The 14138-nt window shown below is 63.3% G+C and carries 10 protein-coding genes; 3 read left to right on the top strand and 7 right to left on the bottom strand.

Annotated elements, in window-relative coordinates:
• Window positions 1–46 precede the first annotated feature (46 nt).
• Window positions 47–478 (bottom strand): gamma-glutamylcyclotransferase family protein, encoded by a 432-nt coding sequence (locus NKF27_RS10250; protein WP_253556348.1) that lies wholly within the window; start codon window positions 476–478, stop codon window positions 47–49.
• Between the two features lie 169 nt (window positions 479–647).
• On the opposite strand from NKF27_RS10250, the gene smrA reads away from it, so the two are divergent.
• Together smrA and NKF27_RS10240 are read left to right on the top strand one after the other, a co-directional pair.
• On the top strand, window positions 648–1265 hold the full coding sequence (gene smrA / locus NKF27_RS10245; protein ID WP_108133414.1) for a DNA endonuclease SmrA: 618 nt from the start codon (window positions 648–650) through the stop codon (window positions 1263–1265).
• Between the two features lie 245 nt (window positions 1266–1510).
• Window positions 1511–1957 (top strand): hypothetical protein, encoded by a 447-nt coding sequence (locus NKF27_RS10240; RefSeq protein ID WP_213227871.1) that lies wholly within the window; start codon window positions 1511–1513, stop codon window positions 1955–1957.
• Between the two features lie 58 nt (window positions 1958–2015).
• On the opposite strand, the gene NKF27_RS10235 is transcribed toward NKF27_RS10240, so the two are convergent.
• The 5 genes from NKF27_RS10235 to metH form a co-directional block, all read right to left on the bottom strand.
• Window positions 2016–3005, bottom strand: coding sequence for an AraC family transcriptional regulator (locus tag NKF27_RS10235; RefSeq protein WP_253556346.1), 990 nt, complete (start codon window positions 3003–3005; stop codon window positions 2016–2018).
• A gap of 404 nt (window positions 3006–3409) precedes the next feature.
• Complete coding sequence (locus NKF27_RS10230; protein ID WP_045992194.1) at window positions 3410–3952, bottom strand: DUF934 domain-containing protein; 543 nt, start codon at window positions 3950–3952, stop codon at window positions 3410–3412.
• Entirely contained in the window at window positions 3945–5597 is a 1653-nt protein-coding gene (locus NKF27_RS10225) for a nitrite/sulfite reductase (RefSeq protein ID WP_045992193.1), read from the bottom strand. Before NKF27_RS10225 ends, NKF27_RS10230 begins: the two co-directional genes overlap by 8 nt.
• 140 nt (window positions 5598–5737) lie before the next feature.
• A complete protein-coding gene (locus NKF27_RS10220; protein WP_253556344.1) occupies window positions 5738–7153 on the bottom strand; it encodes an MATE family efflux transporter in 1416 nt (471 codons plus the stop codon).
• A complete protein-coding gene (gene metH / locus NKF27_RS10215) occupies window positions 7153–10854 on the bottom strand; it encodes a methionine synthase (protein ID WP_253556342.1) in 3702 nt (1233 codons plus the stop codon). Before metH ends, NKF27_RS10220 begins: the two co-directional genes overlap by 1 nt.
• 320 nt (window positions 10855–11174) lie before the next feature.
• Here metH and nfuA point away from each other — a divergent pair, with 320 nt between their 5' ends.
• Window positions 11175–11765: a Fe-S biogenesis protein NfuA gene (gene nfuA / locus NKF27_RS10210; protein WP_045992189.1), complete on the top strand. Its 591-nt coding sequence runs from the start codon at window positions 11175–11177 to the stop codon at window positions 11763–11765.
• Window positions 11766–12063: 298 nt separating this feature from the next.
• Here nfuA and NKF27_RS10205 read toward each other — a convergent pair whose 3' ends face one another.
• A complete protein-coding gene (locus tag NKF27_RS10205) occupies window positions 12064–13098 on the bottom strand; it encodes a DNA-binding protein (RefSeq protein WP_253556340.1) in 1035 nt (344 codons plus the stop codon).
• Window positions 13099–14138: the final 1040 nt, after the last annotated feature.

Below are 14138 nucleotides of genomic sequence, written 5' to 3'. Positions count from 1 at the left end.
TAGATCGCCGGCGCGACCGGCCACAACGACGCGCCGCCAAGGCAGGTCATTGCTCGAGAAGGCGATAGGCCCAGACCTCATCGCCGCGAGCGAGGGTTAGCCTGACGCGTTCATAGCGCACGCCCAGACGCTCGTAGCGGTCCAGTTCGGCCAGGGTCTCGCTATCCACCGCCAGCAGCTGACCGGCCACCTGGTCGTCACGATCGATCGCCAGGTCGAGCCCCTCTCGGCGATACCCCGGGAGCAGTGCGGGCGTCGACTCGAGTCTTTCTCCGGTCACCAGCCAGCGCACCCAGGGGGAGCGCAGGGTGCCGTAGACAAAGACTGGGTGGGGGCCGTCAGCGGACTGCTCCATGGCGGCCGGAGGCGTATAGCCATAGGGGCTCTGGTAGGTGTACCAGAACCAGCCGTAAAGGCCGATGATCAGTGCGCCAACAAGACAGAGCAGGCGGGCAAGCCAGAGCGTCAGGGTGTTCATGGGGGACCAGTGACAAATGAGCGGTGTGTGCAGGAAATCGAAAGTTGGCGTGTCTCGCTTGACTAGCCTCTCACCAGGCGGCCGGCTTGTCGAACCGAGGTTTCCCTCTATCGGTGGCGGTCCCGGCCTTGCTAGGATAAAGATTCCCGCCAAGACGAGGAGGTGCCCCATGAGCGAATTTCTCCGCGCCGAGTCTTTTGATGGTGCCCATGATGATGTGGACTTCAAGGCCATGATGGGGGACGTCCAACCACTGCGCCAGGCCAACAATCGTGCCGATGCCGGCCGTCGCCGTGGCGCGCCAACCGAATCACAGCTGGCCAGGCGTCGTCATGCCCTGAGTGGAGACGACGGGCTTGACGGGCTCAGTGACGACTTCGTCGACCTGGTGCCTCCCTTCGATCCGCTGGAATACCGCCGCGATGGCATTCAGACCGGGGTGGTCGAGCGCCTGCGGCAGGGCGGCTATCCGGTGCAGGCCAGTCTTCACCTGCTGCGGCGCCCGTTGCATGAATGCCGGGGGAGTCTGCCCCAGTTCATCCGCGACGCCTACGCGGCCGATCTGCGCTCGGTGTTGATCGTCCATGGACGCAGCCGCGAGATCGATGGCGCCGCCAATGTGCTGCGCTCCTGTCTGGCCAAGTGGCTACCCGCCCTCGACGAGGTCCAGGCGTTCGTGTCTGCTCAGGAGGCTGACGGTGGACTCGGCGCCACCTGGGTGATGCTCAGAAAGAGCGAGCGTGCCCGCGCGGCGAACCGTGAACGCCAGCAGAAGCGTCGCGGATAGACCTGGCGAAGCCTGTTGCGGCTTCCCGGCCGCTTTCCTGCATCGATCCTCTTGTTACTTCCTTTCCACCCGGCGCCATCCTGCAGATGGCGCCGGGTCGCTTGCGTGGCCTCGCCAAGGACGCCATCGAGACAATCGGCATCAAGTTGGAACAGTCTGCACTGGCTGCCGCGACTAGGGTTCCTATAGCGCGATAGTGGCAAGCAATGCGCTGGCAGGGTCACGGCAAGGTGGGGAGCGACTTGATGAGTCATCCACTGTCGGTGCAGTGGCCTTACGACGTCATTCAGTTGGCAGGGGGCTACATGATCATCGCGGAACTTCACGATCACTGGCAGTGGTTCAAGCATCACTCGATACCTACCTTGGGGCACCGCTACTGGCACTGTGATGAGCTGATGCCATTGCTGCGCCGGCTAGACCGGGCGAACCGGCGGATTCAGGACTTCGGCCCGGTATTCACCGACCATGACCAGCAAAAGCTGGATCATCTGCGTGATCGCGCCATGGCACTTGTCGAGCAGGCGAGTGAAACAGCGACAAGGTGTCAGCAGCGGCTGGCGCTGGGCGACCAGGGGAGCTCTCGACCGCTTGACGAGCAAGAGCGGGCCTTGCTGCTGTCTTTCTACACGCTTCACGTCATCGAGCCTCTGGAGGATGCCCGGGCCCATCTGCTCGAAGAGCTTGGCTAGTCGACCTCTGGCATCGGGTGGGGGTGACGCCAGACACGGACATTGATGTCGCCAGACATCAGAGCAGCAACTGACGCTCGCACCACTCTCGGTGCCAGTCCTGGGGGCTGGCACCGTATTGACGCTTGAAGGCACGGGTGAAGCTGGCGGCGTTCAGGTAGCCACAGTGGTACGAAAGCTGATCGATGCTGGGCGGTTGGCGAGTCTTGAGCCTGGCCCTTGCCTGTTCCAGCCGGGTTCGCCTGAGGGTCTCGGCCACGCTCTCTGGATGGGCCGCAAAGGCGCGGTAGAGCCCGGCACGAGAGCAGCCAAGAGCGTGAGCGATGCAGGCGACGTCCAACCGAGGCTCACCGGCGTGCAGTTCGATATAGCGGCAGGCGGCCTTCAGCAGGCTTTGGCGCTGGGTCGCCTCCCACTCGAGCGACAGCGGCCCTTTCAACTGCGCCAGCGCTACCAGGCTCATGTCGCGAGCGGTATCCAGTGCGCAGGCCAAGTCCTCGCCGGCGAGGGCCTCTTGCTCCTTGATGACGCCAAGCAGATGGGTCGTGAGCAACCGGGTCATGGCGTTGTCGGGAAGGCTGAAGGGGCTCGACTCGGCCAGCGTAAGCGCACCGGGCGCCTTGGCGTGGACCTGATCTCGGGGAATCATCAGGTACAGCATCGAGTGCTGCATGGCGAGGCTGGACAGGGGCTGGAGGCTATCCAGCACCACCAGACCACTCTGGCTGGTGACACGATGTCGCTGGCCGTCGGCTTGCTGTAGGCGTGCTTCCCCCGCGAGCGTCAGGCTGACCAGCACAAAGTCGCTATTGTCCTGGGCGAAGTGGGCGCTGGTGTCATCGTTGGTGCACCAGCCAAGGACCGTGCCCTCGGTGCTTGAAGCGTTGATCAGGCTGGCACGATAGTCGCCGGCATGGCGGCCCTGGGGAAGGTCGAGCGCTATGGAGGGATGCAGACTGCGCCAGTAGTCAAAGCGTAACTCTGGTGCAACCACCATCGTCGAGTGACGCTGAAAGGCCGCCAGGGGGGATGGCGCTTCGCTGGACATAAGGAGCCTGAACAAGGTCTGGGGTGCGTGATCATCATCTGTTGCGCGTTCGAGCAGCGCTTGTTCAGCATAGATCACTACGCCAACTGGTTCGGCGGCCAGTGGCGAGCTACCTCCAATGCCTGAGAAAAAGATGAGATTGGCTCGTCTTTCAGAATCGTTCGCTTACATATTGTGCATGGATGGGCATGGGTGGGCATGAACGGGTATAAAGCGCGGCACACCGAGATCCCATCTGCTGGTGCCCCTTCCACCAGACACGACAATGCCGCGATTCCTGCTGGCGCCAGCCTGTCACCACTGGGGCGATGGCGCCGGAGATCGCGGCATTGTTGATGGTGATGCTTCCTGCTTGCCTGGCAGGAGGTCGGTCGAACCAGGCAAGCTGTGCAACCCGGATAGGGTCAGGCGACGGCGGTTTCCCGCTGGCGTTCACGCGCCTCGCGCTGACGGCGCAGGAACATCGGCTCCGGGTTGTCGACGGACACCTGGTAGTGGCGCGAGAACACCGTGAGCGAGGCCAGGGCGTCTTCCACGACCTGGTCTTCGCGCAGCGAAAAGGCGTCGAAGCCACAGCGTGCCATATAGGACAACTGGTCGATCAGCACGTCGCCCACGGCACGGATCTCGCCCTTGAAACCGTGACGCTCCCTGAGTACCCGGGCCAGCGAATAGCCGCGGCCGTCGGTAAACTTGGGAAAGTCGATGGCGATCAGCGGCGCGTCTCTGAGTGCGGCGACGGTGTCCTCATCGAGCTGGGTGTCGCTGGGCAGCCAGGGCGCCAGGTCGTCGCGACGCTCGGCGGCCAGCCAGACGTCCAGGCGGACGATGGTCATGGGCTTGACGGGGGTTGCACCCTCGTCATCGACGTCAGACTGGAGCACCCAGGCGTCTTCCACCAGGCGGCGTTCCTTGATCAGCGGGCGTTGCGGCGTCTGCTCAGGCATAAACGTGCTCCTTGAAGGGTTTCAGACCGATGCGGCGATAGGTGTCGATGAAGGTTTCGTCGGCTTCGCGGGCGCCAACATACACCTGCAGCACCTTGTCGATGACCTCCGGCACATCTTCGCGGAAGAAGGAGGGGCCGAGGATCTTGCCCAACGAGGATTCGTTGCCCTGACTGCCGCCGAGGGAGATCTGGTAGTACTCCTCGCCTTTCTTGTCCACGCCGAGAATGCCGATGTGGCCGACGTGGTGATGACCGCAGGCGTTCATGCAGCCGGAAATATTGAGATCCAGCGGGCCAAGGTCGTAGAGGAAGTCGAGGCTGTCGAAGCGCTCCTGGATCGCCTGGGCTACCGGAATGGACTTGGCGTTGGCCAGGGCGCAGTAGTCGCCGCCAGGGCAGCAGATAAGGTCCGCCAGGGTGCCCACGGTGGGGTTGGCCAGGCGCAGCTCCTCGAGCTTGTGCCACAACTCCTCGATGCGGTCGACGGCCACGTCGGACAGCACCAGATTCTGTTCGTGGGTCACCCGCAGCTCGCCGAAGCTGTACTCGTCGGCCAGGTCGGCGATCTGAGCCATCTGTTCGGAGGTAACGTCACCCGGTGAATGACCGCTGCGCTTGAGCGACAGGGTAACGGCCTTGTAGCCCGGTACCTTGTGGTCGGTGACGTTGTTGGTGACGAAGCGAGCGAAGGCCCGGTTGTCACGACGCAACGCCTCGAAGGCCTCGATGGCGGCGTCATCCACCTTGCGACGGGGCGGATCGACGAAGTGCGCCGCCATGTCGTCGATGGCCTGCTGATTGAGGGTCTGGGCGCCGTCCTTGAGGTGGGCCCATTCTTCCTCGACGCGCCGCCGCATCTCGTCGATGCCGAGTGCCTTGGTCAGGATCTTGATGCGCGCCTTGAACTTGTTGTCGCGGCGACCGAACTGGTTGTAGACCCGCAACACTGCCTCGAGGTAGGTCAGCAGATGCTGCCAGGGCAGGTCCTCGCAGATGGTCTCGCCGATCATCGGAGTACGGCCGAGACCGCCACCGACCAGCACCTTCACGCGGACGTCGCCGGCGTCGTTGCGCCACAGACGCAGACCGATGTCGTGCACCTGAATGGCGGCACGATCCTCGGCGGCGCCGGTCACGGCGATCTTGAACTTGCGCGGCAGATAGTAGAACTCCGGGTGGAAGGTCGACCACTGACGAATCAGCTCGCACCAGGGGCGCGGATCCACTTCTTCATCGGCGGCGATGCCGGCGAACTGGTCGGTGGTGGTGTTGCGGATATCGTTGCCGCTGGTCTGGATCGAGTGCATCTGCACGCTGGCGAGCTGTGCCAGCATCTCGGGCACGTCTTCAAGCTTCGGCCAGTTCAGCTGAAGGTTGGTACGGGTGGTGAAGTGGCCGTAGCCGCGGTCATAGCGGGCGGCCAGTTCACCGAGCTTGCGCAGCTGGTAGGAGGCCAGCATGCCATAGGGGATGGCGATGCGAAGCATGGGCGCGTAACGCTGTACGTACAGACCGTTCTGCACCCGGATCGGGAGGAATTCTTCCTCGCTGATCTTGCCTTCGAGGTAGCGACGCATCTGGTCGCGGAACTGTGCGACGCGTTCGTCGACCAGGGTCTGATCATGGTTGTCGTAGCGATACATTCAGCGCTTTCCTGCAGCCAGGGAATGACGGGACGTTGCGGGTTACTCTACCTGCACGCCATTATGCTATAAAAGAATAAATAGTCATAGTTTGGGTGCAAAAGGTAATTAAAAGGTGTTGATAGGCGTCGTGCGGGGCGTTACACCTTCAGACTCTGCCAGCGGCGGCGTTGCCAGATCACCGCAAAGCACAGCGAGTTGAGCGCGCGGTAGCCTAGCTGACACCACCAGATGCCGGCCAGGCCGAAGCCTTCATGCACGCCGAACCACCAGGCCAGCGGCAGGAAGACCAGCCACTGACCGGTCAAGGTCAGCTGCATCACCGTACGATTGGCGCCGGCGCCGAGCAGTGCCTGGGTGAACACCAGGGCGGCGGCGTCGAGCACGATCATCAGCGCGGTCAGGCGCAGCGGATCGACGCCCAGGGCGATCAGTTCGGGGTCATGCAGAAACAGGCCCAGCACGGCTTCCGGCATCAACGCCATGGGCAGGGACAGGGCAGCGAGCAGCAACCAGGCCATGTGCACCACCTCCCAGCCCCAGCGGTGGGCCCTTTCCGGCGACTCGCGCCCCAGCGCCTCGCCGACCAGGCTCATCGCCGCCATACCGAGGCCCACGCCAGGCAGAATCAGCAATAGCGATAGATTCACCAGCACATGGCCCACCGCCACGCTGGCGGTGTCGACCTGGCCGAGGATCCAGAACAGCACGGCGTAGCCGGCGGCGAACCAGAGCTGCTGGAAGGAGTGCGGCGTGGCCAGCTTCAGGGTGGTGGCCATGGTGCTGCCGCCGAGTCGCCAAGGCGAATGACACGGCCTGTGACGAGTGCCGCGATGGCCAGGCGTATGGCTCAACCAGGCCCAGATGGCGACACCGGCAAACAGCGACAGGCTGCTGCCGAGCCCGGCACCGCTGACGCCCATGGCGGGCAGGCCCCAGTAGCCGAAGATCAGGCCGATGCTGGCCAGCAGGTTGACCAGATGCATTACCAGCATGATCCGCAGGTACAGGCCGGTCTGCTGGATGCCGTTCCAGTAGCCTCGGTAGCAGAAGATCATCGCCACCGGCAGCAGCGCGATCAGACGCCAGCGAAAGTAGTCCACCGCCATCGACGTCACCCGCGGATCGTCGTTGAGCCAGGCCATGATCGGACCGGCCTGCCACAGACACAGAACCATCAACGGCAGGCCGATCATGACGGCCAGGGTAAGTCCCGCCGCCAGCGGCTCCCCGCGTGGATCGTGGCGCAGCTCAACGCCAAGCTCGGCGGCCGCCGAGGCAACGGGCGTCTGATGGCGTTCGCCATGGCGCCGCGCTACCTGGGCCTGAACCCCCGACGACAGCCCGAACAGGCAGGCGGTGACCATGAACATGGCGTAGCCGCCGATGCCGGCGGCGGCCAGCTCGGTCTCGCCGAGCCGGCCCACCAGGGCGGCATCGACCAGGTTCATCAGGCTCTGGCTCAACATGCCGGCCATGATCGGCAGCGCCAGGCGCAGGATCAGACGCCAGCGCGTCAGGTCGGGCAGCAGGGCCTGTTGTTGCAGGGAACGCATCAGGCGTCGTAGGACAGTACCGGCGACAGCCAGCGTTCCATGACGTCCAGCTCCATGCCCTTGCGACTGGCCAGGGCCTCGACCTGATCCCGGGTAATCTTGCCGGTGGCAAAGTACTTCGACTGCGGGTGGGAGAAGTACCAGCCGGACACCGCCGCCGCCGGCCACATGGCAAAGCTCTCGGTCAGTTCGAGTCCGGTGCTGGCCTCGGCGTCGAGCATGCGGAACAGCGTCGCCTTCTCGGTGTGGTCAGGGCAGGCGGGGTAGCCGGGGGCAGGGCGGATGCCCTGGTACTTCTCGGCAATCAACGCCTCATTGTCGAGCTGTTCCTCGGGTACGTAGGCCCAGAACTCCTTGCGCACCCGTTCATGGATCAGTTCGGCGAAGGCCTCGGCCAGGCGATCGGCCAGCGCCTGGACCATGATGGCGTTGTAGTCGTCGCCCTTGGCCTTGTAGGCCGCAGACAGCTCCTCGACGCCGTGACCGGCGGTGACCGCGAAGCCCCCGATCCAGTCCGGCTTGCCGCTGTCCTTCGGGGCGATGAAGTCGGCCAGGCTGTAGCAAACTCCCTCTCGGTTCTTGGTGGTCTGCTGGCGAATATGGTGCAGACGCTCGATCACCTCGCCGCGGGTCTCGTCTGAATAGACTTCGATGACGTCGTCATCGACGCTGTTGGCGGGCCACAGGCCGATGACCCCGCGCGCCTGAATCAGGCGCTCATCGATCAACTTGCGCAGCATCACCTGGGCCTCGTCGAACAGTTGGCGTGCGGCTTCGCCGACCACCTTGTCGTCGAGGATCTTCGGATACTTGCCGACCAGCTCCCAGCTCATGAAGAAGGGCGTCCAGTCGATACGATCGACCAGTTCGTTGAGGTCGTAGTCCTCGAACACCTTGAGACCGGTAAAGGTCGGCGCCGGCGGGGTATACCCCTGCCAGTCCAGCGCCGGCTTGCGCGCCCGGGCATCGGCGTAGGACAGGTCGGCGGCCTTGGGGCGGCGCTTGGCATTGCGCTCGCGGACCTTGACGTACTCCTCGCGGATCTCGTTGACGTAGGCCTCTTTCAGCCCCGGTGACAGCAGCTTGCCGGCCACGCCCACGGCACGTGAGGCGTCGGTCACATAGATCACCGGCTGCTCGTACTGGGGTTCGATCTTGACCGCGGTGTGCGCCTTGGAGGTGGTGGCGCCGCCGATCAGCAGCGGCAGCTCGAAGCCCTGGCGCTGCATCTCCTTGGCTACATGGACCATCTCGTCAAGCGAGGGGGTGATCAGTCCCGACAGGCCGATGATATCGGCGTTCTCTTCCCGGGCGGTCTTGAGGATCTTGTCGGCGGGCACCATCACGCCGAGGTCGATCACCTCGTAGTTGTTGCACTGGAGCACCACGCCGACGATGTTCTTGCCGATGTCGTGGACGTCGCCCTTGACCGTGGCCATGACGATCTTGCCCTTGGCCTGGGTGTCTTCGCTCTTTTCCGCCTCGATGTAGGGGATCAGGTAGGCCACCGCCTGCTTCATCACCCGTGCCGACTTGACCACCTGGGGCAGGAACATCTTGCCGGCACCGAACAGGTCGCCGACCACGTTCATGCCGTCCATCAGCGGCCCCTCGATCACCTCGATGGGGCGAGTCGCGCGCTGGCGGGCCAGTTCGGTGTCATCCTCGATGTAGGCGGTGATGCCCTTGACCAGAGCATGCTCGATGCGCTTCTCGACCTCCCAGCTACGCCACTCGAGGTCCTCCTTCTTCTCACCGCCGGAGCCGTCGCCCTTGTACTTGTCGGCGATATCGAGCAGCCGCTCGGTGCTGTCATCACGGCGATTGAGCACCACATCCTCGACGGCTTCGCGCAGCTCTTCCGGCAGGTCGTCATAGACCGCCAGCTGGCCGGCGTTGACGATGCCCATGGTGAGCCCTGCGCGAATCGCGTGGTAGAGAAATACCGAGTGGATCGCCTCGCGCACCGGATTGTTGCCGCGAAACGAGAAGGACACGTTGGAAACGCCGCCCGACACCATGGCGTGCGGCAGGTGTTCGCGAATCCAGCGGGTGGCCTCGATGAAGTCCACCGCGTAGTTGTTGTGCTCGTCGATGCCGGTGGCGATGGCAAAGATGTTGGGGTCGAAGATGATGTCTTCGGCGGGGAAGCCGATATCGTCCACCAGCACCCGGTAGGCACGTTGGCAGATTTCGGTCTTGCGCGCGAAGGTGTCCGCCTGGCCGGCCTCGTCGAAGGCCATCACCACCACGGCGGCGCCATGACGACGGCACTCGGTGGCCTGGTGGCGGAAGGCCTCTTCGCCTTCCTTGAGCGAGATCGAATTGACCACCGCCTTGCCCTGGATGCACTTGAGGCCGGCCTCGATGATCTCCCACTTGGAGGAGTCGACCATGATCGGCACTCGTGCGATATCCGGCTCACCGGCGATCAGATTGAGAAAGCGCACCATGGCTTCCTGGGACTCGAGCATCCCCTCATCCATGTTAATGTCGATCACCTGGGCGCCGTTCTCGACCTGCTCGAGCGCCACCTCCAGGGCGGTGGTGTAGTCCTCTTCCTTGATCAGTCGCTTGAAGCGAGCAGAGCCTGTGACGTTGGTACGCTCACCGACGTTGACGAACAGCGAATCGTGCTCGATGTTGAACGGCTCAAGGCCGGACAGACGACAGGCTCTGCTGCGGTCCGGAATCTGGCGCGGGGGCAGGTCCTTGATCGCGCGGTGGATGGCGGCGATATGCTCGGGGGTGGAGCCACAGCAGCCACCGATGATGTTGACCAGGCCACTGCGCGCGAACTCGGCGACAATCTCGGCCATCTCTTCGGGGGTCTGGTCGTACTCGCCGAACTCGTTGGGCAGACCCGCGTTGGGGTGAGCCGAGACGAAGGTGTCGGCCTTGGTCGACAGCTCCTCGACGTAGGGGCGCAGCTCCTCTGCGCCGAGGGCACAGTTGAGGCCCACGGTCAGCGGCTGGGCGTGGCGTACCGAATTCCAGAAGGCCTCGGTGGTCTGGCCCGACAGGGTGCGCCCGGAGGCGTCGGTAATGGTGCCCGAGATCATTACCGGCAGGCGCTCGCCGGTCTCGTCGAAGATCTCTTCGAGGGCGTAGATCGCCGCCTTGGCGTTCAGGGTGTCGAAGATGGTCTCGATCATGATCAGATCGGCGCCGCCTTCGATCAGTGCCAGGGCTGCCTCACGGTAGTTGTCACGCAGGGCATCGAAGGTGACGTTGCGCTTGGCCGGGTCATTGACATCCGGTGACAGCGAGGCGGTACGCGAGGTCGGACCGAGCACCCCGGCCACGTAGCGCGGCACCCCGGTCTCTTCACCGACGTCGTCGCACACCTGGCGGGCCAGCCGAGCGGCTTCGCGATTGAGCTCCGGGACCAGCTCCTCCATACCGTAGTCCGACTGGGACAGGCGGGTGGAGTTGAAGGTATTGGTCTCGAGGATATCGGCCCCGGCAAGCAGATAGTCGCGATGGATGCGCGCCACCAGGTCCGGGCAGGTGAGGGCCAGCAGATCGTTGTTGCCCTTGAGGTCCGAGGGCCAGTCCTTGAAGCGCTCGCCGCGGAAGTCTTCCTCGCTCAAGGCCGCATTCTGCAACATCGTGCCCATGCCGCCATCCAGCATCAGAATGCGGTCTTTCAGGCTATCGATGAGGCGGGCTGTCTGAGGGGTCGGTGCTGCTACGGCCATGGGCGGGTGTGTCTCCAGCTAGACGCTTGTCAGGTCGACGAACGATAAAATTTTTATGGGCCAGCGCTTGTGTCCACGCGGCAGGACCCCCATGTGCATGCCGGAATACACGGCGATGTATCGGGAGTCGGTCGAAGGGGCCATATGGTACCAAAGCACCGGGCCTGGCGGCAGGGGCAGCGTACCTGCGAAGGCGGAAACCAAAATCCGAGTAAAATACTCGGGATTGAGTCTGACGCAGGTGTCGCTTACCATGGTCCTGACCAAACCCGCGGGGCCACAGCGCCCGCTGTCAGGCGGGGCGAACTAGCGAGAGACCCATGAGCGAGAATATCCAGATCACCGACAGCGCACAGGACTACCTGGCGGAGCTGCTCGAGAAGCAGAACGTCGAAGGTATCGCGGTGCGGATCTTCATCACCCAGCCGGGCACGCCCTACGCCGAGACCTGCCTGGCGTACTGCCGGCCGGGCGAGGAAGAGCCCAGTGACGAGCGCCTGGAGCTTTCCAAGATCGCCGTCTACCTCGACGCCAACAGCATTCCGTTCCTGGAAGAGGCGGTGGTCGACTTCAATGCCGACCGCATGGGCGGCCAGCTGACCATCAAGGCGCCCAACGCCAAGATGCCCAAGGTCAACGCCGACAGCCCGCTGGAGGATCGCATCAACTACATCCTCTACAGCGAGATCAACCCGGGTCTGGCGGCCCACGGTGGTGAGATCAAGCTGATGCAGCTGACCGACGACCAGGTGGCGGTGCTGGCCTTCGGCGGCGGTTGCCAAGGCTGCGCAGCGGTGGACCTGACCCTCAAGGAAGGCGTCGAGAAGACCCTGATGGAGCGCATCCCGGAGCTCGCCGGCATCCGTGACGTCACCGACCACACCGATACCACCAACGCCTACTACCGCTGATGTCCTGACGGGCTGGTTCAGGCCCTGGCGCACATCGCGCAATCATCAACGCCGCTCCACGGAGTGGCGTTTTCGTGTCCTGACCCTTTGCCTCGCTCGGTCGATGGCGCCTTGGAGTCGACAGGCCCCTGACTCTGCGGGCCACGTCAATGCAGACTACCTTGAGCGGCCAGAACCAGGTGATGCTTCCTGCGGTCGATAGACCTCGCCACGACAGCCGGCCAGTAGAACTGGTCCGGAGAGTTGACTGGCAGAGAGCTGGGCGAGGGCCTAACGAGGGCCTAACGAGAGAACCGTGCTAGAAGGACGGGGTCTCTTGCTTGCCGTTTCCGCCGGATGTGCTCTGGTTGTCGTCGGGACGCTCCCGTTGCTGCCTGGCCAGTGCCCAGATCTTCTCGTCCAGCTTGGCCTCGAGTGCCTTGAGTCGCTCTGACTGATTCGCCAGCAGGCGCCGTTGCTCTTCGATGCGCTCGTTGAGCAGGTCTACTTCGTGGCCTCGGGCGCGCAGGTTCTCCTCGGCTCTCGAGCGCTCCATCTGCGTCTCGCGATGGCGCTTTTCCTCGTCTGACAGCTCGCCCCGCAGTGCCTGAAGCTGCTGCTGCAATGCCTCCTGGCGCTGGTCAGCCTGCTTGAGCCGCTGGGCATGGGCCTTTTCCGCGCTTTGTCGTTCCTGGCGCGCCTCGTCCAGCATGGCCATCAGCCGCGCCTCGGCGGCCTCGTGGCGCTGTTCTTCCTGGGCCAGGCGCTCGCGATGCTGTTTCTGCTGTTCATCCAGCGCCTGCTGGTACTCCCTGCCTTCACGTTCCTTGTCCTGCTGCAGACGGGAAAGCTGAGCTTCGAGCTGGGTGGCGCGCTCGCCTTCCTTGATGAGCTGCTGCTCCAGTGCCTGATTGGCGCTCGCCAGCCGTGCCGACTCCGAGGCCGCCTCCTGCAGACGCTGCTCCATGGATGACAGGTGGGCCGACAGGGCGCTTTCGCGCTGTTCGGCGTCCTCGGCGCGACGATCAGCGGCGGCCACCTTTTCAAGCGCGCCTTCCACGTTGCGATCGGCCTCCTGGCGATAGTGGGCCAGGTTTTCCGCCGCCGCCTCCTGGGCCTTGCTCCAGAGCTCTTCGGCCAGTCCCTGAAGCTCCACGGGCATCCCCTGGGGGGGCGGAACGTCTCGTCGCTCTTCCCGGCGCGAACGCCAATCGCGCAGATGCTCGCTGATGGTGGTGAAGCTGCCGGTGCCGAGTATCTCTCGGACCTTCTGAACGCTGGGGGTTTCCTGCTGCTTGAGCAGGGTGTCCACCGCTCGTTGAACGTCGTCGTAGGTGATCCCGGTACGGGCCATGAAGCTCTCCTTGATGCGGTGGTCGAATCCGCCAGCGGCTGATCATGCCTGAATGCCCCCTCGCTCGCCATGCTCCGGTTCGCTTTCTGTGACACCCGTTGGCACTGCCGTGCGGTGACGTCACGTGAGCGGTGCTCACACTCCTGCGAACCCCTGCCAGCTTCATGAGGGGGCGGCTGATGCCGCCAGCCATCATTTCCATTAAGCAAAGGCGATAGTACGTGTAATTACATAATGCGTAAATACGTACGCATATTTATGATATGCGACGCTAAATCAAGATTACGCGCCTTATCTTGAATTTTTGCACCTACAGGGGCAGACTAAAACGATCAGCGCTCGTTGCGAATGCATGGGAGAAGCTGGCGTCGTATAGCGCGGGAAGGGCTGCGGCGAGTTGGTTGCAGCGGTAGAAGCGGTGCGCCTTCTCGTTGACGTCGAACAAGGGCGGGTAGAGAGCGTCTACGGGAGAAGTTCTTCTTTTGATAATGACTAGTTTAAAATCAATGCGTTACACGATTACCTTTTTCGCCTGCGAGGCGGCCTTTGGCTAGCCTGGAGCAGGGAAAAACGAGAGCAGGAAAGAGCGCGGGCATGGCAGCGCCAGACCGGGGAAAAGCGAGAGCGAAGAATGGCTAGAGAAGAGCTAGAGCAGAGAAGGGCCAGGCCGGGGAAAAGCGAGAGCTGAGAATGGCTAGATCAGAGAAGGGCCAGAATAGAGAGCGGCAAAAGTAGAGAAGCACGAGGGCGGGAGAGGGCGGGCAGGTGAGTAGCGGTCAAGCCACCCTGACAGCAGGGCATCAGGGGTTATGCCCACGCCACTTGGCATAAGCTGCCGTTCCAAGCGCCAGAATGATCAGCGGCGAAGCCACGAACAGGAACGTCTTCAGGGATTCGAGAATATCCGGTGTCATACGCCCTCCTCAGAGGAAAACCTCTTCTTAGTAGTGATTCCGAGAGCTGCACAGCCAATCCCCAGCAGCACCCCCGCGAGCGAAAGGAGTGCGGGTATCTGAGACGTGAATAGGCCGCCCATGACA

Source organism: Halomonas sp. DN3, from assembly GCF_024137905.1.
GTDB classification, from domain to species: Bacteria; Pseudomonadota; Gammaproteobacteria; order Pseudomonadales; family Halomonadaceae; genus Halomonas; species Halomonas litopenaei.
The sequence above is the reverse complement of the archived record's forward strand: the minus strand, read 5'-3'. Positions and strand labels throughout refer to the sequence as shown.

Bases quoted from the DNA above. Each gene is read 5' to 3' on its own strand.
- NKF27_RS10230 (WP_045992194.1), bottom strand. From the start codon at position 3,952: ATGCCTGAGCAGACGCCGCAACGCCCGCTGATCAAGGAACGCCGCCTG.
- nfuA (WP_045992189.1), top strand. From the start codon at position 11,175: ATGAGCGAGAATATCCAGATCACCGACAGCGCACAGGACTACCTGGCG.
- smrA (WP_108133414.1), top strand. From the start codon at position 648: ATGAGCGAATTTCTCCGCGCCGAGTCTTTTGATGGTGCCCATGATGAT.
- NKF27_RS10205 (WP_253556340.1), bottom strand. From the start codon at position 13,098: ATGGCCCGTACCGGGATCACCTACGACGACGTTCAACGAGCGGTGGAC.
- NKF27_RS10225 (WP_045992193.1), bottom strand. From the start codon at position 5,597: ATGTATCGCTACGACAACCATGATCAGACCCTGGTCGACGAACGCGTC.
- NKF27_RS10220 (WP_253556344.1), bottom strand. From the start codon at position 7,153: ATGCGTTCCCTGCAACAACAGGCCCTGCTGCCCGACCTGACGCGCTGG.
- metH (WP_253556342.1), bottom strand. From the start codon at position 10,854: ATGGCCGTAGCAGCACCGACCCCTCAGACAGCCCGCCTCATCGATAGC.
- NKF27_RS10235 (WP_253556346.1), bottom strand. From the start codon at position 3,005: ATGTCCAGCGAAGCGCCATCCCCCCTGGCGGCCTTTCAGCGTCACTCG.
- NKF27_RS10240 (WP_213227871.1), top strand. From the start codon at position 1,511: ATGAGTCATCCACTGTCGGTGCAGTGGCCTTACGACGTCATTCAGTTG.
- NKF27_RS10250 (WP_253556348.1), bottom strand. From the start codon at position 478: ATGAACACCCTGACGCTCTGGCTTGCCCGCCTGCTCTGTCTTGTTGGC.